General features: G+C 72.8%; 18 protein-coding genes, 1 tRNA gene and 1 rRNA gene. 8 read left to right on the forward strand and 12 right to left on the reverse strand.

All coding sequences use genetic code 11. From position 1 onward, the window contains the following. The first annotated feature begins 88 nt into the window (after positions 1-88). Positions 89-691, forward strand: a complete 603-nt coding sequence (locus tag RF640_RS11475) for a TIGR03085 family metal-binding protein (protein WP_017832772.1) — start codon at positions 89-91, stop codon at positions 689-691. A gap of 70 nt (positions 692-761) precedes the next feature. Here RF640_RS11475 and RF640_RS11480 read toward each other — a convergent pair whose 3' ends face one another. The 7 genes from RF640_RS11480 to RF640_RS11510 form a co-directional block, all read right to left on the reverse strand. Further along, positions 762-2954 carry a L,D-transpeptidase family protein gene (locus RF640_RS11480; RefSeq protein ID WP_109222501.1) on the reverse strand — a complete coding sequence of 731 codons (2193 nt, stop codon included), beginning with the start codon at positions 2952-2954 and terminating at the stop codon, positions 762-764. A 20-nt stretch (positions 2955-2974) separates the two neighbouring features. After that, positions 2975-3622, reverse strand: coding sequence for a hypothetical protein (locus RF640_RS11485; protein ID WP_095650820.1), 648 nt, complete (start codon positions 3620-3622; stop codon positions 2975-2977). Positions 3623-3778: 156 nt separating this feature from the next. Further along, on the reverse strand, positions 3779-4834 hold the full coding sequence (locus RF640_RS11490) for a glycoside hydrolase family 26 protein (protein WP_109222500.1): 1056 nt from the start codon (positions 4832-4834) through the stop codon (positions 3779-3781). 231 nt (positions 4835-5065) lie between these two features. After that, a complete protein-coding gene (opgC, locus tag RF640_RS11495) occupies positions 5066-7504 on the reverse strand; it encodes an OpgC domain-containing protein (RefSeq protein WP_109222499.1) in 2439 nt (812 codons plus the stop codon). 283 nt (positions 7505-7787) lie between these two features. After that, positions 7788-8453, reverse strand: coding sequence for a hypothetical protein (locus tag RF640_RS11500; RefSeq protein ID WP_109222498.1), 666 nt, complete (start codon positions 8451-8453; stop codon positions 7788-7790). Between the two features lie 444 nt (positions 8454-8897). Beyond that, a tRNA-Thr gene (locus RF640_RS11505) sits at positions 8898-8974 on the reverse strand. Between the two features lie 175 nt (positions 8975-9149). Beyond that, the gene (locus RF640_RS11510; protein WP_035930298.1) at positions 9150-10013 is read right to left on the reverse strand and encodes a thioredoxin domain-containing protein; all 864 of its coding nucleotides are present in this window, start codon (positions 10011-10013) and stop codon (positions 9150-9152) included. 213 nt (positions 10014-10226) lie between these two features. Between RF640_RS11510 and RF640_RS11515 the strand changes: the two genes are divergently transcribed. From RF640_RS11515 to RF640_RS11525, 3 genes are all read left to right on the forward strand, one after another. Continuing rightward, a complete protein-coding gene (locus RF640_RS11515; RefSeq protein WP_278186105.1) occupies positions 10227-11681 on the forward strand; it encodes a trehalose-6-phosphate synthase in 1455 nt (484 codons plus the stop codon). Further along, on the forward strand, positions 11681-12487 hold the full coding sequence (gene otsB / locus RF640_RS11520; protein ID WP_035930291.1) for a trehalose-phosphatase: 807 nt from the start codon (positions 11681-11683) through the stop codon (positions 12485-12487). The genes RF640_RS11515 and otsB overlap by 1 nt, the downstream gene beginning before the upstream one ends. Positions 12488-12622: 135 nt before the next feature. After that, on the forward strand, positions 12623-13762 hold the full coding sequence (locus tag RF640_RS11525) for an ABC transporter ATP-binding protein (RefSeq protein WP_109222497.1): 1140 nt from the start codon (positions 12623-12625) through the stop codon (positions 13760-13762). Between the two features lie 80 nt (positions 13763-13842). Here the strand turns inward: RF640_RS11525 and RF640_RS11530 are convergent, their stop codons facing one another. Together RF640_RS11530 and RF640_RS11535 are read right to left on the reverse strand one after the other, a co-directional pair. Beyond that, positions 13843-14046, reverse strand: coding sequence for a hypothetical protein (locus RF640_RS11530; protein ID WP_035930283.1), 204 nt, complete (start codon positions 14044-14046; stop codon positions 13843-13845). Positions 14047-14214: 168 nt separating this feature from the next. After that, positions 14215-15036 carry a MurR/RpiR family transcriptional regulator gene (locus tag RF640_RS11535; RefSeq protein WP_017832782.1) on the reverse strand — a complete coding sequence of 274 codons (822 nt, stop codon included), beginning with the start codon at positions 15034-15036 and terminating at the stop codon, positions 14215-14217. 161 nt (positions 15037-15197) lie between these two features. Here RF640_RS11535 and RF640_RS11540 point away from each other — a divergent pair, with 161 nt between their 5' ends. After that, positions 15198-16400 carry a DUF4032 domain-containing protein gene (locus RF640_RS11540; RefSeq protein ID WP_095650815.1) on the forward strand — a complete coding sequence of 401 codons (1203 nt, stop codon included), beginning with the start codon at positions 15198-15200 and terminating at the stop codon, positions 16398-16400. A 22-nt stretch (positions 16401-16422) separates the two neighbouring features. On the opposite strand, the gene RF640_RS11545 is transcribed toward RF640_RS11540, so the two are convergent. Both RF640_RS11545 and RF640_RS11550 read right to left on the reverse strand, forming a co-directional pair. Beyond that, positions 16423-16998, reverse strand: coding sequence for a TetR/AcrR family transcriptional regulator (locus RF640_RS11545; RefSeq protein WP_017832784.1), 576 nt, complete (start codon positions 16996-16998; stop codon positions 16423-16425). Between the two features lie 36 nt (positions 16999-17034). Further along, the gene (locus tag RF640_RS11550) at positions 17035-19293 is read right to left on the reverse strand and encodes an HAD-IB family phosphatase (protein ID WP_017832785.1); all 2259 of its coding nucleotides are present in this window, start codon (positions 19291-19293) and stop codon (positions 17035-17037) included. A gap of 147 nt (positions 19294-19440) precedes the next feature. Here RF640_RS11550 and RF640_RS11555 point away from each other — a divergent pair, with 147 nt between their 5' ends. Genes RF640_RS11555 through RF640_RS11565 form a run of 3 tightly spaced genes read left to right on the forward strand, consistent with a single transcriptional unit; the run spans position 19441 to position 22725 of the window. Next, the gene (locus RF640_RS11555; RefSeq protein WP_035930281.1) at positions 19441-20229 is read left to right on the forward strand and encodes an SDR family oxidoreductase; all 789 of its coding nucleotides are present in this window, start codon (positions 19441-19443) and stop codon (positions 20227-20229) included. Beyond that, complete coding sequence (locus tag RF640_RS11560; protein ID WP_017832787.1) at positions 20226-21011, forward strand: 1-acyl-sn-glycerol-3-phosphate acyltransferase; 786 nt, start codon at positions 20226-20228, stop codon at positions 21009-21011. The genes RF640_RS11555 and RF640_RS11560 overlap by 4 nt, the downstream gene beginning before the upstream one ends. Before the next feature lie 40 nt (positions 21012-21051). Continuing rightward, entirely contained in the window at positions 21052-22725 is a 1674-nt protein-coding gene (locus RF640_RS11565) for an FAD-binding oxidoreductase (protein ID WP_109222496.1), read from the forward strand. 133 nt (positions 22726-22858) lie between these two features. On the opposite strand, the gene rrf is transcribed toward RF640_RS11565, so the two are convergent. Further along, positions 22859-22975 (reverse strand): 5S ribosomal RNA (rrf, locus tag RF640_RS11570). Positions 22976-23142: the final 167 nt, after the last annotated feature.

Raw genomic sequence — 23142 nt, forward strand, 5'->3', positions numbered from 1 at the left:
CGCCGGTTCCTGGCGGGCACGCACCCGGTATAGCGTGGACATCAGGACGGCCCCGCCGACCGACGGCGGCGCCACGAGGAGGATCCACGTGACCAATTTCGCCAACGTCGAGCGCCGGCACCTCGCCGCGCTCCTGCGCCGACTGGGCCCCGACGCCCCGACCCTGTGCGAGGGCTGGAGGACCCGCGACCTCGCCGTGCACCTCGTCGTGCGCTCCGGGCGGCCGGACGTCCTGGCCGGCCAGGTGCTCCCGCGGGTGCCCGTGCTGGGCGAGCGCGCCCGCCGCGCCGAGCAGGCCGTCGCCGGCCAGCCCTGGGAGGAGCTCGTGCGGAAGGTGGAGCACCCGCCGCTGTACTCGCCCGCGCGGCTCGGACCGGTGGACAAGCGGATCAACACCGTGGAGTACTTCGTCCACCACGAGGACGTCCGCCGGGCCCAGCCCGACTGGCACGAGCGCCCGCTGCTGCACGACGAGGAGCAGGCCCTGTGGCGGTCCCTGAGCCTGCTGGCCAAGGTGGTGCTCAAGGACGAGGAGGACACCGTGGTGCTCATCGCCCCGTCCTACGGCGCGGTGCGCGGCGGCCGCGGCAGGACGGGGACCGTGCGCGTGCTGCGCGCCGTGCCGAGCGAGCTGGTGCTGTGGGCCCTGGGCCGCCGGGAGCAGGCCCGGGTGGAGCAGTCCGTCGAGTAGCCCGTGACCCGCACCGACGACGGAGGGGGACCGCGCGCCGCGCGGTCCCCCTCCTGGCGTCCCCGGTCCGTCAGCGGAACAGGTCCGCCCGGACGCCCATGATGATCCGGTCACCGGGGCGCGCGGTGCGCATGTACCGGGCGACCTCGTGCTCGTGCAGGGCGATGCACCCCGCCGTGGGCTTCTTGTTCGCGTGCAGGAAGATCGCGAAGCCGTTGCCCTGGACGATGGACGAGTCGGGCGGGCGGTTGTAGTTGATCACCACGCCGAGCCGGTAGTCGCCGGACAGCGAGAAGTACCACATGTTCTCGTCCGGCCAGGTGTAGCCGGTGGACTCGAAGTACTTGTTGTAGAGCGTGCCCAGGCGGCCGCCCCACCGGGAGCTGGGGTTGAGCTGCCGGTAGGGCAGCGCGGTGCCCGGGTTGTAGACCCCGAAGGACTCCGTGACCGAGTACGAGCCCTGCGGGGAGAACAGGTACTGCGTGTGCCCCGAGGGCACCCCGGGCCGCTTGAACCCGCTGGCCCCCACGTAGGCGGACGTCCGCCACTCCTCGACGTAGCTTCCGCCGATCCGCACGCAGTTGACGAACGTGGCCTGCGAGCGCCCGTAGCCCTCGGCGATGGTCAGGGACACGCGCGCCGCGTTACGGGTCGGCTGCACGGAGCGCCCCGTGTTGAGGTGGTGGCACTCGCCGCGGAACAGGTGCGTCCGGGCGCCGGTGGCGCGGCTCCAGGTGACGAGTCCCCGCTGGAACTTCTGGTGCACGGTGCCGGTGCCGACCTCGTCCGTGACGGGGTAGCCGAGCGACCCCCGCTCGCGGCCCGTGGCGATCCACCGCTGCCCGATCGCGCCCTTCGTCTTGACCGCCCGGGCCCCCGTCCCGGGGCTCCAGTAGATCGTGTGCGCCTTGGTGAAGGACTGACGGCACCCGCCCCCGGCCAGCCCGCAGACCTCGTCGGTCGTGGGGTAGCCGTAGCTCCCGGCCTCGCGCCCGCCGAGGACCCACTTGTGGCCGATCGCGCCCCGGGTGTTGACGGTCCGCGCCCCGGTGGACGAGGTCCAGTAGATCGTCCGGTCTCCCGCGAAGGACTGGCGGCACCCGCCGGCCGCCCCGCAGACCTCGTCGGTCGTGGGGTAGCCGTAGGCCCCGGCCTCGCGCCCGCCGAGCACCCACTGGTGGCCGATCGCCCCCCGGGTGTTGACGGTCCGCGCCCCGGTGGAGGAGCTCCAGTAGATCGTGCGGGTCTTCGAGAAGGACTGCCGGCACCCGCCGCCCGTCAGGAGGCAGGACTCGTCGTCCACGGGCCAGCCCAGCACGTCCACGCCGCCCGTGGAGCTCCACCGGTGCCCGATCGCGCCCCGCAGCTGCACGAAGTGCGCACCGTGCGCCTCGGACCAGAGGACCACGCCCCTCTGGTGCGGCCACTCCCAGCCCCCCTTCCAGGGGCGCATCTCCCCGGTCGGCTCCCCGGTCCTGGCGGACGCCCGGGCCGCGGCGGCCTCCAGGGCCTGCCGGACCTCGGCGGGCACGTCCGCGTTCTCCGCGGCGGCCGCGGCGGCGGTCTCCTGCGACTCCGGCCGCGGTGCGGCCGGCCGCTCCTCGGCGGGCTCCGCGCCCGGGGAGGGCTCCGTCGTCGGCTCGGCGCCGTCCGTCGGCTCGGCCGGGACCGCCGGTTCCGTCGGCTCCCCCGAGGCGGTGGGCGCGGCGGAGGCCCCGGGGGCCTCCTGGTCCGGGGCGACCGTGAGCACGGCCCGGGCCGCCTCGCCCCCGGCGCCCAGCACGGCGTAGGCCACCTCCACCGAGGCGGCGTCGGCGGGCCGGTCCGGAGCGGGCGTCAGGGCGAGGACCGGGTGGTCCGGGACCTCCCAGCCCTCGGGCAGGGCGTCGGGCTCCGTGTCCGGGGACACCACGCGCAGGGACCCGAGATCCGTGCGCAGCTCGTCGACGAGCTCGTCCTCGGCCGCGCGGGCCGCGGGGTCCACGAGCAGGAGCCGCACCGTCGCGGGGTCCTCGAGGCCGTCGTTGGCGAGGACGTCGACGAGCGAGGTCTCCCGCTCGGGCACGGTCGACTCGTCGTCCACCGGCTCGAGCCGCACGGTCGCCGCGACGGCACCCGCCGTGGGTCCGGGGGTCGTCGTCGGACCGGCCGAGACGCCGGGGGCGGGCGCGGACGGCGCCGCGGACGCCCCCGGGGCACCGGCGAGGACGACCGCGAAGCAGGCCGCGACCGCGGCGGGGATGCGCAGAGCTGAGATCTTCATGGGGGGTCCCTTGCTGGGCTTCAGTCGGTGAACTCGACGTAGTGGTCGGGGGTGGTGTTGTCGAAGACGCGGACGGCCAGGTCGGCGTCGTGCTCCGCGGAGAAGGCGACCTCGAGGGAGGCGCTCCCGCCGGGGGCGATGGTCGGGAAGGTCTCCATCGGCACGCCCAGCGAGTCGTCGAAGACGGGGGGCGCCGGGGCCTCGCCGTCGACGGCGACCGGGAAGGACCACGGCACGGCGTCGACCGGGGCGGCCCCGGTGTTGGTGAGGGTCAGCGTGAACACCTGCACCGGGGTGCCGGGGGCGGCCCGGACGGGGCGCTCGCCGGTGGTGCCGGGGCGGGGGCCCTCCACGACCGCCTCGAGGGAGTCCTCGAGCCGCTGGGCGGCGCCGAAGGATCCGGCGGCGTCCCGGGTGGCGGTGTCGTCGTAGGGGGCCACGTCGTTGCCCGGCGGGGCCGGGCTGTCGCGGGGCGTCTCCGGCGTCGTGCTTCCGTCCGCCCCCGACGCGGGCGCGGAACCGGCCGTGGCCGCCGGCGGGCTCGCGCTGGACGCCGCGGTGGTGCCGGTCCCCCGGTCCTCGGCGCAGCCCGCCAGCGCGACGACGAGCAGCGCCGCGCAGACGGGTCCGAGCCGGCGGCCGGGGGGCGGGGTGAGGGGAACTGCCATGGGGGGGACTCCTCGACACGGTCCTGGGGGGACCGACCGGCGCCGCGCCGCCTCCGGATGAGCGGTGGCGCGGCGCCGGTCGTTGGGGGTCACGCTACACGCGCGGTTTGCTTTTGTGATTCGCATGACCCGGTGTGGCGCGCGGCGCCGCGGTGCTCAGGGGCAGGGGCGCTTGGCGAGCTCGGCGGCCAGGGCATGGGCCGAGGCGGTGGAGGAGTTGATCCGCCAGTCCACCTCCTTGTCGAGGTGGAACCAGACGAGCCCCGTGACGTCGGGCTGCTGCGCGAGGTAGTACACCAGGTGCGCGTTCCACTCGGCCTTGGACCCGCCGGCCTCGGCGGTGGCGGTCTCGGCGACGACGATCTCCTTGCCCGGGGCCAGGCGCCGCATCTCGGACAGGCCGTAGGCGAACAGGTCCCACGGCTGCTGCCAGCTGGACCAGCTCTGGGAGGTGCCCCAGTTGTAGCCGTCCAGGGCCACGACGTCGACGTAGTCGGCGCCGGGGTAGAGCCCGTCCAGGGGCGTGGACCCGTAGTAGGGCACGTTCGGGTTCCAGACCCACTGGACGTTGTCGGCCCCCGCGCGGGTAAAGATGTCGTGGACGTGGCGCCAGGCGGCGACGTAGTCCCCGGCGCCGTTGCCGTTGACCCCCTCGGCCCACGGGTACCAGTTCCCGTTCATCTCGTGGCCGAAGCGCAGCATCACCGGGGATCCCCAGTCGGCCAGGCGGGTGGCCCAGTCGGTGATGTGGGCGTCGTGGGCGCCGGAGGCGATCGCGTCCAGGGAGTGGGCCGGCTGGTCGATCCCGCCGCCCCAGACCCACGGCTCCCAGGTCAGCAGGGTGGTGGCCCCGGCCGCGCGGGTCTGTTCGAGCTCCCAGGAGGGAACGGGCTGGGCGAAGTCCTTGTAGGAGAGGACGATCGACGGCTTCTCACCGGCCAGGGACGCCACCTCGGCGAGCTCGGTGGAGGCGGCGGGACCACCGGCCGTGCCGACGCCGAAGCGCAGGGGGCACGTGCGGACCTGGGGCTCGGCCGGCACGACGGCGGCCGTCGGGACCGGCTTCTTGGCCGGGGCGAGCGCCGCCGGTCCGGCCGGGAGGTGGACCGAGGGTGCCGCGTGCGCCGCGGGCACGGCGACGAGCCCCAGGGCCACGGCGGCGGCGGCCGCGGTGAGGGAGCACAGGACACGTGGGGGAACGAAAGCAGGCATGGGGGTTCTTCCGACGGGAGCGGGCTCCCCGCCGACGGCGAGCGCGCTGGGGGTCTCGCACGGGGCCACGAGAATTAGCGAGCGCAAACTACCACCCGCGGGCGGCCGCTCCCCCACCCGCCCGCCGGCCGCGTCATACGCGCTGACCGGACGGGGGGTCCCTCCGTCACGGAACGACGCGGGCCGGCAGTGGACCACGGCCTGGGCCGGGCCGGGGCCGCCGGCTGCATCTCACCGGGGGACGAGCCGGAAGAGGAACCGGGTCCGGACCATGACCCACAGCAGGCCGAGGACCACCACGTAGGCGGCGGTGTTGAGCCACACGTCCCCCTGCTGGAGAGCGGGCACGTTGGCCACGGCCAGGATCAGGAACACGTGCACGATGAACACGTAGAGGGTGGCCCGTCCCAGCGGAACGAGGAACCACCCGAGCGCGCGCTCGAGCGGCCTCCAGTAGGCGCTGAGGACGGCGTAGCCGGCGATCACCACGAGGAGCACGTTCAGCAGCCGGCCGATCCCCAGGTAGGTCCGGCCGAAGTAGGCGTCGTAGACCGTGCGGAACGCCGGCTCCGGCAGCAGGGCCAGCCGGACGTCGTAGGCGCTGCTGGCGTAGGGACTCGACCAGGAGAACAGGGCGAGGGCGACGGCGAGCAGCAGGCAGGCGACGAGCAGCGGCCGGCGGCGCCGGTCGGCGAACCACGTGACGATCTGCCGCCGGTAGAACCCGGTGACCATGCCGAGCACGAAGAGCACCTGCCACACGAGCAGGGGGAACGAGTCCTCGAACTGGGAGGGCAAAAGGCGGATCCGGAAGACCGAGCCCGCGGCGTAGAGCCCGGCGCTGACCAGCAGGACCAGCCAGGCCCAGCCTCGGGCCAGGGCGGCGAGCACGAGGGGGCTCACCAGGAGGAGGATCACGTAGAGACCCATGATGTTGAACTGCCACGGGCCCACCTGCAGCAGCAGCACGGCAGGGATCAGCTGGGCCCGGACGGGGAACTCGAGGAGCCCGTCCATGCCCGCGTAGAGGTCGTACGTGGCGCCGGAGGCCCCCCTGCCGGCGGCGCCGGTGCCCTGGTCGGTGAACGTGGTGACGGCGCCCGCGTCCAGGAAGGGCAGCAGGCTGAGTCCGTAGACGAGCAGCACGACGACCAGCGCGGTGACGTAGAGCTTCCACGCCCGCGCGGCGGTGCGGTCGACGACGGTCCCCAGGTCGTCCTTCGTCCGGGGCCCGTAGACCATCCCCAGCACGGCCCCGGAGAGCAGGACGAACAGCTCGGCCCCCGAGACCACGCCCACGGTCTCCTGGGTCAGCAGCTGGAACAACGAGGTGAGGCCCACGTGGTTGACGACGACGAACACGATCGCGAGGCCCCGCAGCATGTCGATCCGGCTGTCGCGCGGGGCGGGCTCGGCGTACGCCCAGGCCCGGGCCGGCCCCCGCCGCGCCAGGAGCCAGAGGAGCGCGCCCGCGGCGAGCACGGCCGCCGCCGCGCCCCAGGCGGCCGGCCCCTCGAGGACGGCCCCCGCCGCCGCCGGACCGGCGCCCGGGAGCGGCGCCGCCGCCGTGACCGGCCCGCTGACCAGGGCGGAGTCCCGGAGCCGCTCGCCGACGGCCGCGGCCAGCCCGGGATCGGCCGTGATGCGCCAGTCGACGGTCACCGCACCGTCGTCGCGCTGCTCGACCGTCTCGTTCCACACGATCGCGCGGATGCGGTCGTGGTCGCCGGCGGCGACCGTCGCGAGCACCTGGTCCCACCAGGCCTCCTTGATGTCGCGCTCGGACGGGCCGTCCGTCCCCGGATCGTAGAAGGCGCCGGTCTCCACCATGAGCGGCTTCTCGCGGCCGACGGCGTACGCGGCGTAGAAGTCGTCCTGCCCCGCGGATCCGGCCGGCTCCCCGGAGCCCAGCATGGCGCCGAACGAGCCGGCCTCCGGCAGGACGTTGCGGGCCGGACCCGTGCCGGTCTCGTCGAGATAGGCCACCAGCCCCACCCAGTCGACCACGTCGTCGCCCGGGTAGTAGGGACCGTAGGGGTCGTCCTCCCGGTCCCAGACGCCGTCGGCGTTCGTGTCCGGGGCGGCCGGTCCACCGCTGCGCGCCGGGGCGCTGGACGAATCCCGGAAGGGGTAGTCCGTGCCGACCGTGGGCGACCAGACCATGACCGGGTCCGGGAGCTCGGCGTCGAGCGCGCTCGCCACCGTGCGGAACGCCTCCGTGTACGCCTCGGGCTGCTGCCCCCACGGCACCCAGGTGGTGTTCATCTGCGGGGCGAAGCGGACGAAGACCGTGCCGGGGAACCCCTCCGCGGCGTCCGCGAGCTGTCCTGCCAGGACCGCGGCCTGCGCCTGGTCCACCCGGTCCAGCGCGATCTCGGGGCGGACGGTGAGCAGGGCGTGGGCGCCCTGCGCGGAGACCTGGGAGAGGTAGTCCCGCAGGTGGCCCTGCTCCTGCTCGTCCATCGGCAGCGGGACGGGCCTGCCGTAGACGGCCGCCGGCGCGCCGAGACGCTCGGCGTGGCCGGCCGCCGTGTCCGTGCCCCAGTCCAGCAGGGCCCCCAGGTACGGGCCCTCTGGGCCCTCGTCCTCCGCGGCCCGGGCGGCCCCGGACGGCACGAGGAGGAGCGCGAGCAGGAGCAGGATTAGCGCCGCGGTGGCCGGGGGGCGCACGCGTCCTCGGACGATGGGTACCAGGGTGCCCTCCAGGGTCGGTCCGCGTGCGGCGTCGTCCGCTCGCAGGGGGGACCGTCGCCCGGGGGTGCCGAGGCGGCCGGGGGGCCTGCGGCGGACGACGGACGTCACGCGGGAGGACTCTCCCCGCGTGCGTCCACCGATATCATCACGGTGCGGCTCCGGATGCGCGGAGGCTCGGGCCGTGTCCCCGGAGGCTCCCCCTCAGGATCCCCCGGCTTCGTGCGGACCGCGCCGGCGGGATCCGTCGGTGCCGGGCCGCTCAGTGCTCGCCGTCGTCATCGCCCTTCTGGTGCGAGTGCTCGCCCTCGTCCTTCATGTCGTCGTGGTGCTTCCTGCTCCTCCAGTCGTCGTCGTCGTAGAAGTGCCACTTCTCGTGCTCTTCGCAGTACCACCAGTGGTCCTGGTGATCGCCGTCGTCGCGGTCGTACTCGTCGTCCTTGTCGTCCCGGTCGTACTTGCCGTCGTGGTCGTCTTCGTCGTCCCGGTCGTACTTGTCGTCCTTGTTGTCCTTGTCGTCCTTGTCGTCCCGGTCGTACTTGCCGTCGTGGTCGTCCCGGTCGTACTTGTCGTCCCGGTGCTCCCTGCGGTCCCGGTCGTCCCGGTCGTACTTGTCGTCCCGGTGCTCCCTGCGGTCCCGGTCGTCCCGGTCGCGCTCCTCGTCGCGACCCCGGTCGTCGTCGCCGTTGCCGCCGCGATGGTATGCGTACTTCCGCTCCTCGTCGTCACCGCGGTCCCTGCGATCCTCGCGATCGCCGCGATCGCCGCGGTCGCCGCGGTCGTGACGACTTTCATGCGATTCACTGTGGTCTCCACGGCTCTTGCCGTTATCCTGATCTGACCCCGCGACCGCCGGGGTGGCAACCGTTCCTCCCACGAGGGCGGCGGCCATGGCCGCGCCGACGAGGGTCTTCCGCAGACTGCTCATTGCTGCTCCTGTGGAGAGGGCATGACATGGGGATCGTCATGCGATCGAGATGTTCCGAGACCTGGGCAAGAGGTCTCACCTATGAGATAGGTAGGAACACCGTAGGAGTGAGCTGAGTCACGGTTCAAGACTCCGGCCGGGGCGATCACGATCACGGTTCCGTCTCGTCGCATCCCCGGAGCGGCATGTCCTGTCCGGACCCTCGCCGGTGCGGTCCCGGCGCGGTCGGGCCGCCGGCAACCCCGGAAGCCGGACCGGCAGAATCCCCGTGACGGCGCGGATCTCCGGCTCACCCCTTGCCACCGCACATCTTCCGAGGGGGTCAGGAGCGAGTTCGCCGCAGCCCGGCCGGGACACGGACATCAGCATGCGCACACCCCGCACCGAGACCGCGGCGCAACATGTGACGTCATGAGCGGTCGCGAGTGCAACGTCGCGGACCGGTGGAGCCCCCTACCGGATTCGAACCGGTGACCCCCTGTTTACAAGACAGGTGCTCTGGCCAGCTGAGCTAAGGAGGCGGATCGGCCCTCGGGCCTCCGCACGGGTGCGGCCCCGGCGGCCGGTTCCCCAGGATATCGGACGCGTTGCAGGACCCCGAAATCCCCGGGCGCCCGGACGGTCCGCACAGCGCGACGGCGCCGTGCCCCGCGCGGGGGCACGGCGCCGTCGCGCTGCTCCGGCGGAGCGGGGACCCTACTCCTTGGCCTCCACGGCCGCGTCGAGGGCCTCCTGGAACGCCTCGTTGCCCAGCCGCTCTCCGTCGATGAAGACGGTCGGGGTGCCGGACACGCCGTTGGCGAGGGACTCCTGCGAGACGACGTTGACCATCGGCCGCCACGTGTCCTCCTCGAGCGCGCCCGCGATGTCGGCGCCGTGCGAGGAGGCGATCTCCACGAGCTGCTCGTCGTCCAGCCCACCGGTGCCCTGGTGGCTGAACACCTCCTCGACGAAGGCCAGGTACTGCTCGGCCGAGGACTGGTTGCCCACCTCGTAGGCGGCGGCCGCGGCCCGCGAGGAGTACTGCGTCGGCGTCGAGCGGTCGAGGAAGTTGAGGTTGCGGTACTCGAGGACGATGTCGCCGGAGGTCACGGCCTTCTCGAGCGCATCGGCGTTCTCGGCCTCGAAGTCGGCGCAGTGCACGCACTCGAAGTCCTGGAAGATCACGACCTGCACGGGCTCGCCGTCGCCCGAGGCCTCGACGCCCGGCGGGACGGCGGAGTCGTCCGGGGTCTCCGGGGCCTCGGGCACCTCGGCGAGGTCGCGCTCCTCGACCTCGGACTCGCCCGTGCGGATCCCGTCGGCCGTCAGCACCGTGCCGCCCCACTGGTTGGCGCTGGCGGGAACGGGCCCGGCCTCGGGGATCTGCTGGGCCCGGTTCTGCGCCACGACGACGCCGATCACCGCGACGATCACGAGGACCAGGGCGAGGATGCCCAGCTGCAGGATCCGGCGGGAGCGCTTGTCCTGCCGTGCGTGCTGGTCCGCGACCTGCCGAGCCCGCTCCCGGGCGGCGTCGCGGTTCCGGGGATCGGGGGTGGTGCTGCTGCTGGCTGCCATGGGTCCTCTTCGAAAGATCCTGGGGGGTGGACGGGGAGGTGTCGTCGCCCAGATTATCGGACCCCCTCCCGGGCCGCCGACTCAGGAGATCCCCAGGCAGAACCGTGAGCACGCTGATGAATAGACTGGGACGAGGACGACGACGACCTACCGGAAGGACATCCCGTGAGTGCAGAGCATCCCCCCACCGCCTCCTCGGCCGACCTGGAGGAGGTGCCGGAACCCCGGACGGACGTGCCGCAGGAGGCCGGTTACGACTTCGTCGTGGTCTCCAACCGGCTGCCGGTGGAGCGCGTCGTCGAGCACGGGCAGTCCTCCTGGCGCCGCTCCCCCGGCGGCCTCGTGGCCGCCCTGTCCCCCGTCATGGCCCGCAACGCCGGCGCCTGGGTGGGCTGGCACGGGGCCCCTGACGAGACGCTCGAGCGCTTCGACCACGACGTCTTCCACCTCGCCCCCGTGCCGCTGTCCGCCGAGGAGGTGCAGGCCTACTACGAGGGCTTCTCCAACGCGACCCTCTGGCCGCTCTACCACGACGTCATCGCGCCGCCGGAGTTCCACCGCACGTGGTGGAACAGTTACCGCCAGGTCAACCGCCGCTTCGCGGAGCGGACCGCCGAGATCGCCGCCGAGAACGCCACGGTGTGGGTGCAGGACTACCAGCTGCAGCTGGTCCCCAAGATGCTGCGCGAGCTGCGGCCGGACCTCACGATCGGGTTCTTCAACCACATCCCGTTCCCGCCCCTGGAGATCTTCGCGCAGCTGCCCTGGCGGCGGGCCGTCCTCGACGGGCTCTCGGGCGCGGACCTCATCGGCTTCCAGCGCCCGGGTGACGCCCAGAACTTCCAGCGCTGCGTGCGGCGGTTCCTGGACGTGCCGTTCAAGAACGGAGCGGCCCGGTTCGGCACGGACGACGACGCGTGGACCGTGCGCGCGGCGTCCTACCCCATCTCCATCGACGCGCAGTCGATCCAGGAGCTGGCCTCCCGGCCGGAGGTGAAGGACCGGGCCCGGGAGATCCGGCACGAGCTCGGCGACCCGGAGACCGTGTTCCTGGGCGTCGACCGCCTGGACTACACCAAGGGCATCCTGCACCGCATCAAGGCCTTCGGCGAGCTGCTCGAGGACGGCAGGCTGACGGTGGGGCCGTCGGTGCTGATCCAGGTGGCGAACCCCTCCCGGGAGCGCGTGGAGTCCTACGTCCAGCTGCGGGAGGACGTGGAGGGCCTCGTGGGCCACCTCAACGGCCAGCACGACACCATCTCGCACACCGCGATCCGCTACCTGCACCACGGCTATCCGTTCGAGGAGATGGTGGCGCTGTACCTGGCGACCGACGTCATGCTCGTGACCTCCCTCCGGGACGGCATGAACCTGGTGGCGAAGGAGTACGTGGCGGCCAAGACGGACGGGTCCGGGACCCTGGTCCTCTCGGAGTTCACCGGCGCCGCCGAGCAGCTCAAGCAGGCGCTGCTGGTCAACCCCCACGACATCGACGGACTCAAGGACGCGATGCTGCGGGCCAAGGACATGCCCGCGCCCGAGGCGAAGAAGCGGATGCGCTCGATGCGCCGGCAGGTCCTGGGCAACGACGTCAACGACTGGTCCGAGGCGTTCCTGCGGGACCTCGCCCGCACCCGCCCCGGGACGACCGAGGAGGAGGAGCAGTGATGGCCCCGCACGACGACACCCGCCCGGCGCTCGAGGACGCCCTCGCCCGCGCGGCGGAGGCCGGGACCCTGCTGGTCGCCCTCGACTTCGACGGCACCCTGGCGCCCTTCACGGACGACCCGGACGACAGCCGCGCGCTGCCGGAGGCCCGGTCCGCGCTGGAGGAGCTCCTGACGCTGGACCGCACGTACGTGGCCGTCATCTCCGGCCGGCCGATGCGGTTCCTCCGCTCCGTGGTGGACCCGGACGGCCGGATGCTCCTCTCCGGCTCGCACGGGGCGGAGCTGCTCCTCGACGCCCTGGGGGACGCCGCCGCCGACACCGCCCTGCAGCTCTCCCCGGCCCAGCTGGAGCTGCTGGCACAGGCCACCGCGCTCGTGGAGGCACAGGTGGCCCGGTACCCCGGGTCCAGGCTGGAGCTCAAGCCGACGGGGGCCGCCTTCCACACCCGCACGATGGCGGACCAGAGCCTGTGCGCCCGCGCGGAGCAGGAGATGGTCGAGCAGTTCGAGCAGCTCGAGGGGCTGAAGATCACCCCGGGCCAGCACGTGGTCGAGTCCTCCGTGCACTCCGCGACCAAGGGTGAGGGCATCACGGCGTTCATGCAGGCCACCGGCGCCGACGTCACCCTGTTCGCCGGCGACGACGTGACGGACGAGAACGCGATGCGCGAGCTCGGCCCCGCCGATCTCGGCATCAAGGTGGGCACGGGGCAGAGCGTGGCCGCGCACCGGGTCGCGTCCCCGGAAGACCTGGCCGCGGCCCTGATCCGGCTGTCCGAACTGCGCCGGGGCGCGCTGCCGTGACCTCGGATGACGGCGCGCCGATGGCGGAGACGCCCCGAAGGTGATTAGGATCACTGTGGCCCCCATCACCTGAGGGGGCAGCTCTTCTCCTTCGGATCGTCCGGCACGTGCCTGCCGGGAAAGAGGCCTTGAACCATGTCTTCTGTGCGCTATGCCAATGTGACCTGCCAGTACCCCGGGGCCGAGCGGCCCTCGGTGACCGACCTGAACCTGGACATCGCCGACGGGGAGTTCCTCGTCCTGGTGGGCCCCTCCGGGTGCGGGAAGTCCACCACCCTGCGGATGCTCGCCGGGCTGGAAGAGGTCACCGGGGGCAACATCTACATCGGCGACCGCGACGTCACCGACGTCCCCTCCCGGGACCGCGACATCGCGATGGTCTTCCAGAACTACGCCCTCTACCCGCACATGACCGTGGCCGAGAACATGGGCTTCGCCCTGAAGATCGCCAAGATCTCCGCCGAGGAGCGCCGCCGCCGGGTCGAGGAGGCGGCGAAGATCCTGGACCTGACCGACTACCTGGACCGCAAGCCCAAGGCGCTGTCCGGCGGGCAGCGCCAGCGCGTGGCCATGGGCCGTGCCATCGTGCGCTCCCCGCAGGTGTTCCTGATGGACGAGCCGCTGTCGAACCTGGACGCGAAGCTGCGCGTGCAGACCCGCACCCAGATCGCCTCCCTGACCCGCCGGCTGGGGGTCACCACCGTCTACGTCACCCACGACCAGGTCGAGGCGATGACCATGGGCGATCGGGTCGCGGTGCTCAAGGACGGGCACCTCATGCAGGTCGACACCCCGCGGGCGCTCTACGACCGGCCGGCCACGGAGTTCGTGGCCGGGTTCATCGGCTCCCCGGCGATGAACCTCTTCCGGGTGCCCGTGGCGGGCGGGGCGGCGACCTTCGGCACCATGCGCCTGGAACTGACCCGGGAGCAGCAGGCGGCCCTGACCGGGGACAAGGTCACCGTCGGCATCCGCCCCGAGGACCTGCACCCGGCCGCCGAGGGCACCGGGCTGCCGATCGAGGCCGACGTGGTCGAGGAGCTCGGCGCCGACGCCTTCGTCTACGGCCACCTCGCCCCGGTCACCGCGGCGAACACGGTCGTGACGGTGGACCCGACCGGGACCGTGGAGGAGGACGCCGCCGGGGCCCACGAGATCATCGTCCGGGTCGAGGGCCGCACCCCGCCGAGGGCCGGGGCCACGATCTGGGTCGCCCCGAACCTCGACCACGTGCACCTGTTCGACACCGCCACCGGCAACCGCCTCCCCGACTGACCCCAGCGGCCGACCGACCGCACCGACGCCACGGCGCCCTCCCCCGACGGGGAGGGCGCCGTGGCGCGTCCGGGGCCGGATCAGCCGTCGGCGGGGTGAGCGGCGAGCACCTGCTCGACGAGGTCCGGGTCGGCGTCCTGCACGTCCCAGGTGCCGGTGCGGTCGTGGTAGTCCCGTGCGGCCGCCGTCACGTTGTAGCGACTGGCGTCGCGCGGCGGATCGGAGTGCTCCAGCACGTGGAGAAGGTGCGTCTCGGCCTGGGCGAGCGCCTGGGGTTCATGCATGGCGGGTTCCTCTCGGGACGGACCGGGTCGCTCAGGACCCGGAGTGATCAGCCAACTGACGAATTCTAGTGGATGTTCCGGGGCCGCGCACTGCCGACCCAGGGTCGGGCCGGGACCGCCGTGGTGGACGCGGCGCCCGGTGGCCCTTTCCTCGGCACCGCCGGGCGCTCAGCGCAGGTCCAGCTCCTCGAGCTCCTCGTAGAGCTCGGCGGTGCGGCCCACCCGTCGTCGCCCGTCCGGACCCGCGGCGGCCAGCACGCCGTCGGCGAGCACCGACACGAGGCTCATGGCCGCCGCGTAGGAGTCGAACGGGCCCACGCCGTCGAGGGGGCACTCGATCCACAGGTCCACGGCCGAGGCGTGGCGCCGGGCCGTGCTGTCGGCGACGAGCACGGTCCGCGCCCCCGTGGCCGCGCAGACCTCCACCAGGCGCTCGAACCCGCGGGGGCGCCGCCGGAAGCCCAGCAGGACGACGACGTCGCCCTCGCCCACGTCCACGAGCTCCTCGCCGAGGGTCTGGCCGGGCAGCGGGGCGAGCCGGACGCGGTCCCGCGCCTGCTGCAGCTGCTGCTTCAGGTGCAGGGCGACCGGGTAGCTGTTGCGCAGGCCCACGACCAGGACCGTTCCCGCGTCGGCGAGCGCGCGCACGGCCCGGGCCGGGCGGTCCTCCCCCGCCGGGTCCAGGACCTTGCGCAGGTTCTTGAGCTCCTGCTCCAGGTGCTGGCTCAGCTCCGGGTCCGCGTCGGGGCCGAGCGGCACGCCCTGCTGGCGCAGGGTGCGGGCCGTCTCCCGGAGGTCGGTGAAGGACTCGAAGCCCAGGTGCCGGTACAGCCGGGAGAGGGTGGCGCGGGAGACGCCGCTCATCTGCGCCAGCTCCGCCGAGCTGTACAGGGCGAGGTCGTCCAGGTGGTCCAGGATCAGGTCGGCGGCCCGCTGCTCCTGGGGCGAGAGCCCGGCGTAGTGCGCATGGATGCGCTGTTCGATCGACACCCTCCCCACCCTAGCGACCGCCGGGATCGAGCGCCGGAGGCCCCGCGGGGACTTCCGGCCTGTGCCGGTTGCTAGCATGACCAGGTATGAAGGGTTCCCTGGCCCCACACTTCCCCCTCGCACCCCAGGACGGTACCGCCCCTGGCGGACGGTCCGGGAGCGTGTCCATCCAGACGGCCTTCCCGGACCCCGTGCTCCTGGAGCTGCCGTGGGACACCCCCCTCGAGCAGTGGCCGGAGGACGTCCTCGCCGCTCTGCCCCGCGGCATCTCCCGGCATGTGGTGCGCTTCGCCCACGCCGGCGAGAAGATCGTCGCCGTCAAGGAGACCGTCCCCCACTACGCCCGGCACGAGTACGCCACCCTGCGCCGGCTGCAGCGCATGGGCATCCCGTCCGTGGTACCGGACTCCGTGGTCACGGACCGGTACACGCCCGAGGGCGAGCCCCTGCCCGCCGCCCTGGTGACCGACCACCTGAGCTTCTCCCTGCCCTACCGGGCCATCTTCTCCGCCGGCCCCAGCGCCGCCACGGTCGAGCGGCTCGTGGACGCGCTGGCCTCCCTCATCGTGCAGCTGCACCTCTCGGGCTTCTACTGGGGCGACGTCTCGCTCTCGAACACCCTGTTCCGCCGGGACGCCGGCGCGTTCGCCGCCTACCTGGTGGACGCCGAGACCGGCGAGATCCACCCGGAGCTCACGCGCGGCCAGCGGGGGTACGACATCGAGCTGGCCCGCACCAACGTGGCCGGGGAGATCATGGATCTGCTCGCGGGCGCCGTCGAGGAGGGCCACGACATCGCGGACGTGGTGGACCCCTTCGAGGTCTCCGACCGGCTCGTGGCCACCTACGAGTTCCTGTGGCGCGAGCTGACGGTCGAGGAGACCTTCAGCATGGACGAGCGCTGGCGCGTGGTCGAGCGGGTGCGCCGCCTCAACGAGCTCGGCTTCGACGTCGAGGAGGCGTCCATGGACACGGTCGACGGGCGGATCCGGCTGCGCCCGCAGGTCGTGGAGCCCGGCCACCACACCCGCCGCCTGCAGCGGCTCACCGGCCTCGGCGCCCACGAGAACCAGGCGCGCCGGCTGCTGACCGACATCGCCCAGCTCGGGCAGGACCTCTACCCCGGCCTGCCCGAGGAGCTCGTGGCCCAGCTGTGGATGCGCGAGGTGTTCTCCCCGATCATGGAGGCGGTCACCCCGCCGATGCGCCGCAAGCTCGAGCCCGCCGAGATCGTGCACGAGGTGCTCGAGCACCGGTGGTTCCTCTCCGAGCGCGCCGGCAAGGACGTGGCGACACACACGGCGGTCGAGGACTACGTGGCCTCGGAGCTGGCCCAGCGCCCGGACGAGCGGGAGGTCTTCTGAGCCGGGAGTCGGCCCGCACGGGTCAGGGCCGGTGCGTCTCGAGGACCCCGGTCAGGGTCCGGTGCACCCGCCGGGGCCAGTCGTCGCCCAGGCTCCCGTACCGGGCCACGTGCGAGTAGGCGGAGCCCAGCACGAAGTCCAGCACGACGTCGACGTCCAGGTCCGGGCTCAGCCGTCCCGCCGCCGTCTCCGCCGCGAGGAGCTCCTTGAGCCGCTCCACGCGAGGGCGGACCAGGTGCGCGCGCAGGATCCGGGACGTCTCCGATTCCGGGTCGCTCAGCAGGGAGACCGCCACCCCGATGCCCATGTCGTGGAGCAGGAAGTCCAGTGCCTCGGCGAGGCCCTCGTCCCAGCTCGCCGGGGCGCTCGGCCGTTGCGGCGAGTACGTGGCCACGGCGTCCTCGAGGGCCCCCTCGAGCATCTCCAGGCTGTTCGCGTAGCGGCGGTAGATCGACGTCTTGGCCACGCCGGAGGCCGCCGAGACCGCTTCGATGGTCACCCGGTGCGGTCCGCCCTCGCGCAGGAGGGCCAGTGCCGCCGCGGTGATCTTCTTGTCGGTGGTGACGGTCCGCGGATCGGTCCGGTCGTCGTCGCCCATCGGTGCCCTCCTGCTCGCCGTCCGCCGCCGGAGCGCTCAGGCGGTCTTCCAGTCCTCGATGGGCCAGTGGTTCTTCCGGGCCAGCCGGTACAGGGGCAGGTCGGGGTTGACCGTGTACGGGTGGCCCATGAGCAGCAGCCAGCTGGCGTCCGCGTGGGAGTCCCCGTAGCCGTAGGAGCGGGAGAGGTCGTAGCCGCCCTGCTCGGCGTACTTCTTGAGCCACTGGGCCCGCGCCTCGTCGACCAGGGGCGGAGCGGCGAGGTAGCCGGTCATCACGCCGTCGCGCTCGTCCATCCGGCCCGCCACGACCTCGTCGAAGAGGTGCGCGATCGGCTCCACGAGCAGGTCGATGGACCCGGTGACCAGCACCGTGCGGTGCCCCGCGGCGCGGTGCTCCTCGATCCGGCTCAGGGCCCCGGGGCGCAGGAGGCGCCGCATGTCCTCGCCGAGCGGCCCGGCCACCTGCTCCCGCACGGTCCCGGCGGGCACGCCCTGGTAGCGGCGCATGAACGCCCGGATGAACTCCCCCCGGTCCCGCTTCTCGGCCTTGAGGTAGGTCGGGGCGCTCGAGACGAGGTCGGCGACCTCCGCGGGCCACTTCGCCAGGTGCAGCGTCCGGCGGCGCAGCTGGAGGTACTGGCGGATGACCGTGGAGTCCAGGACGGTGCCCTCGAGGTCGAAGACCGCGAGCACGTCCGTGCCCTCACTGAGACCCCGCCGGGTCGTGCCGCGCCGCTTGGACGCCGCCTGGAGCCGGCCGTAGGCCTTGGTCATCGTGGTCAGCGCCGGCAGGTGCACGTTCTTCCAGTAGTCGGCCCAGTCGATCGACCGGACGTCGAAGGTCCGGTCCTCCGGCGTGCCGGCGGGCAGCGAGTCGTTGAGCTGCCGCGTGCTGGCGTCGTCGAAGATCATCTCGGTGCGCGTGTAGGACTGGTAGAGGTCCACGTAGGTGCGCAGGGAGCCGAGGCCGGACTGCATCCGGTGCAGGGAGGTCGACCACTCCCGGGTGCGGGAGGTCGCGGGCAGCGCGGAGGTGATCCGGCCGCCCACGGCGGAGAGCCGCTCCTTGACCGCCAGCGAGCGCTCCACGGCGTTGTTGGCCGGGAACTTCCACTCGGGCACCCGGATGGGCTTGCCGTCGGCGTCCTCGAGCGGGTGGGCGAGGAAGAAGGAGCGGACGTTCTCGTACATCTGGTGGAACGGGAGCGGGTTCGAGGCGCCCGAGCAGACCTGGTAGTACGCGGGGGCGGGGTCCGCCTGCCCGTCGGGGGTGGCCGCGCCCGACGGGGCGCGGTGCCCGCCCGTGGCCAGCGCCACGATCGCGTTGACCACGAAGTCGACGGGGATGACGTCGAGCACGGAGTCCGGCAGCCCCGGGAACTCCGGCAGGGCGCCCTTGGCGTAGGCCATGATCAGCGGGTCGGCCACCTTGTAGCCGTCGATCCAGCCGGGGTACGGGTGGCGCAGCGCGGACTCAATGATGGAGGGACGCACCACGGAGAGGCGGTGGCCGGCGCCCGCCCACTTCTGCTCGGCGACCCGCTCGCCCAGGGCCTTCGTGAAGGTGTAGATGTCGGTCCAGCCGAGGGACTGCGCCCGGGTGCGCCCGTACTCGACGAGGCGGGTGCGGACCCACTCCTCGCGCGCGGCCTCCGCGGCGCGGGCCACCGACTTGGGCCCCTCCTTGCCGTGGTCCGCGGTGGCGGCGTCGATGATGGCCTGCAGCCGCTCCGGGGTGCGGGAGGCCATCTCGGCCTCCTCGCGCGCCCGCTGGGCGGCCTCGAACTCGGCGGCCCAGTCGACCTCGTGGTCCACGGCCGCCTCGGGGCGCAGGCCCTTCGCGATCCCGCCGACGTAGCAGGTGGAGACGTGGATGACGTGCGGGTCCTGCCCGGAGGCCAGGAGCGCGTCGTAGAGACCGGTGGCGCCGCCGACGTTGGTGCTGAAGGCCTCGTGGATGGGCGGGTCGAAGGACACGGTGGAGGCCGAGTGGATCACCACGTCGAACGGCTCCGTGATGCCCGCGAGTGCCGACAGGTCCCCCTCGAGGACCGCGGTGCGCTCCGCGAAGACCCGCTTCGCCTCGTCGTCGCCCACGCTCTCCCGCCAGGTGCGGAAGGCGGGCTTGCGCAGCAGCTGCCGCAGCCGCTGCTCACCGCTGATGCTGCCCTTGGGACGGACGACGGCGGTGACGTGCACACCCTCGTGGGCGGACAGCAGCCGTTCGAGCACCGCCTGCCCGAGGAAGCCGGTGGCTCCCGTCAGCAGGACGCGCGTGGTGGGGGTCTCGGTCAACGGTGTTCCTCCGGTGGTGTGCTGGTCCGCCGCCGGTGCGGAGCGGGCGGGGGGCTGCGGGCGGGCCCTGCCCGGCGGGCGACGACGACGCCCTCGAGCGGACCGCACCCGGCTGCGCTACGGCTACCGTAGTGTAGCCTAGATCTCATGCTTACCGCTCTCGTGACCGGGGGGACGTCCGGCATCGGCGCCGCGTTCGCCGAAGCCCTGGCCCGCCGGGGAAATGCACTCGTCCTGGTGGCCCGCGACGCGGACCGCCTCGAGCAGACGGCCTCCAGGCTGCGCTCGGAGCACGGCGTGCCGGTCGAGGTCCTGCCCGCGGACCTCTCCGACCGCACCGACGTGGACCGCGTCGCCGCCCGGGTCGAGGACCCCGAGCGACCCGTGGACGTGCTCGTGAACAACGCCGGGTTCTCCGTGAAGACCAGCTTCGCCGATCCGGACACCGGCGCCCACGACCGCGCGTTCGAGGTCATGTGCCGGGCCGTCCTGGTGCTCTCCTCGGCCGCGGCACGGGCGATGACGGCGCGCGGCTCCGGCTGGATCATCAACGTCTCCTCCACCGCGGGCCTGGTCACGATGGGCTCGTACTCGGCGATCAAGGCGTATACGACCGCGTTCACCGAGGCCCTCGCCGTGGAGCTCCACGGGACGGGCGTCCACGTCACCGCCCTGCTGCCCGGCTGGGTGCGCACCGAGTTCCACGAGCGCGCCGGCATCAGCGGCTCCTCGATCCCCTCCTTCATGTGGCTCAGCCCCGAGCGCGTGGTCGAGGAGGCCCTCGACGACGTCGCGCGCGGCAAGGTGCTCTCGATGCCCACCAAGCGCTACCGGCTCCTCGGGTTCGCCCTGCGGCACCTGCCGCGCTCCGCGGTGCGCCGGATCTCGGGGCTCGTCGCCTCGGCCCGCCAGAAGGAACGGGCGGCCGGCTCGTGACCCGCCGCGACCCCCAGGACCCGGTCCCGGTCCAGCGCTCCATCGACGGCGGCAGCGCCGGCTCCTCCCCCGAGGCCGCGCCGGAGGCCCCGCCCGCGTCCTCCGCGCAGCTGAGCCCCGACCGCTTCCGCGACCCGCGGCGCCGCCTCGCCCGCCGGATCGCCCAGCGGGTGTTCCTGCAGGGCCTCGCGTACCGCACGGTCCGCCGGACCGTGGTGACGCACCCCGCGGCCGACGCCCTGGACGGGGCGTGCATCGTGGTGGCCAACCACTCGAGCCACCTCGACGCGCCGCTCGTCCTGGGCTCGGTGCCCCGGCGCATCCGCCGGGACCTCGCCACCGGGGTGGCCGCGGACTACTTCTTCACCGCCCCGCACAAGCGCATGTTCACCGAGCTGATCTTCAACGCCTTCCCGGTGGACCGGACGGGCACCGGAGCGAACCGGGGGCTGTCCAAGCAGCTGCTGAAGGCCGGCGTCCCGCTGCTGATCTTCCCGGAGGGCACCCGGTCCCGCACGGGGAAGATGGGGTCCTTCAAGATCGGTGCCGCGGGCCTGGCCAAGGCCGTGGGAGTGCCGGTGGTCCCCGTCGCCCTGATCGGTGCCTACGAGGCGATGCCCCGCGGCGCCCGCTGGCCGCGCCGCGGCCGCCCCCGCGTGGTGGTGGCCGTCGGCGAGCCGCTGGTCGCCCGGGAGAAGGAGCCCACCTCGTCCTTCAACGACCGCATCGAGGCCTCGGTGCGGGCGCTCTACGCCGAGCACCGTCCGCGCATCGACGCCTGAACCACCGTCACCCCCCGAGAACCAGGAGAGTACTGCGCAGATGGCACACGTGAAGCACATGAAGTGGTGGGGGTGGGGCGAGGAAGGCGTGCACTTCGAGTACGCGAACAAGCCCGCCTTCGCCCCGTTCGTCAAGAACGCCCTGGACGTGGACCTGCGGCCCCGGCAGCGCGACACCATCGACTTCTCCACGGTCAGCGTCCCCGCCTCCCGCGCCGGGGAGCCCCTCCTGGAGGCGCTGGCCGCCATCACCGGCGCAGAGCACCTGACCCTCGACGACGAGCTGCGGATCGTGCACTGGGCCGGCAAGTCCGTCACCGAGCTGCTGCTCACCCGGGCCGGGGACTTCGCGCGGGTGCCCGACGTGGTCGTGTACCCCGGCACTGAGGATGAGGTCGCCCAGGTGCTGCGGCTCGCGGTGGAGCGCGACCTCGTGGTCATCCCCTTCGGCGGCGGCACGAGCATCTCGCGGAGTCTCCAGCCGGATCCCCATGAGGAACGAACGATCGTTTCCCTCGATCTGGGCCGGATGAACCAGGTCCTCTCGCTCGACGAGACGTCGGGGCTGGCCACCATCCAGGCCGGCGTGCTGGGCCCGGACATGGAGGAGCAGCTCAACGCCCGCGGGTGGACGCTGGGCCACTTCCCGGACTCCTTCACGCACTCGACCCTCGGCGGCTGGGCCGCCACACGCTCCTCGGGGATGCAGTCGGACAAGTACGGGGACATCGCCGACATCGTGCGCGGGCTGCGCGTGGTGCGCCCGGGCGGCACCGTGGTGCTGCGCCCCCTCCCCTCGACCTCCACGGGTCCGAGCCTGCGGGAGATGATGATCGGCTCCGAGGGCAGGCTGGGCGTGATCACCCAGCTGGACGTGCACGTGCACCGCATCGCCGAGCACCGCGAGGTCATCGCGTACATGTTCCCCACGTGGCAGCAGGCGCTCGTTGCGATGCGCGAGATCGCCCGGTCCGGCATCAGCACCACGTTCGCCCGCGTCTCCGACGCGCACGAGACCGCGTTCTCGCTCTCCACCCAGAAGGCCCCCGCCACGCTGAAGAAGAAGGTCACGGCCAAGGGCCAGGACGTGCTGTGGGAGCTGATGCGGCGCCGCGGCTGGGACACCGACGCCATGTGCATCGCCTACGTCTGCTTCGAGGGCGCCAAGCCCGAGGTGGAGCGCCGGAAGAAGGCCGTGGCCGGCATCGTCAAGAAGCAGGGCGCCCTGGTGCTCGGTGCGGGCCCCGGCGCGCTCTACGACCAGAAGAAGTTCGACACTCCGTACCTGCGCGACTTCCTGCTCGAGCAGAACACCATCGGCGACGTCTCCGAGACCGCCGCACCGTGGTCCAAGCTCACCACGGTGCACCAGGCTGTCTACGACGCCGCGCACCGGGCCTTCGAGGCGCAGGGCAAGACCGGGTGGATCATGTCCCACATGTCCCACTCGTACCACGCCGGCGCCTGCCTCTACTTCACCTTCGGCTACGAGATCGGCGAGGACCCCCACGCCGAGTACGCCGTGATCAAGAGCGCGATCCAGCAGGCGTTCATCGACGCCGGCGCCACGCTGTCCCACCACCACGGGGTGGGACTCGAGCACAGCCCCTGGATGGAGCAGGACGTCTCCCCCGAGGGCGTGCAGCTCCTGCGCAGCCTGTTCGCCGCGGCGGACCCGGGCGGCAACTTCAACCCCGGCAAGATCGTCGGCTGACCCTCCCGGGTCCGTACAGAGCAGAGCAGGCCCCCACCGTTGCCGGTGGGGGCCTGCTCTGTTGTTGTTCGGGGTGTTAAATGTGGGGAGCCCCCGCACCGTGTGGTGCGGGGGCTCGACCCTTCTTGGTGTGGTCCGGCGGTGTCCTACTCTCCCACACCCTTCCGGGTGCAGTACCATCGGCGCTGCGGGTCTTAGCTTCCGGGTTCGGGATGGGACCGGGCGTTTCCCCCACGCTATGACCGCCGTAACTCTGGTGCCCGACCCCCCGGTGCTCGCGGGGGTGGGTAAGTCACTGTGGTTGCCCGCCCGTGGTGGGCGGTATTCAGTTGTGGGTCTTCACCGGCAACCGCGGGGGTTGTTGGTTGGGAGCCGTATAGTGGACGCGGTGTTCTGTGGTGACCCCACCCTTCGTTC

This window comes from Kocuria sp. CPCC 205231, assembly GCF_040980965.1.
GTDB lineage: Bacteria > Actinomycetota > Actinomycetes > Actinomycetales > Micrococcaceae > Kocuria > Kocuria rosea.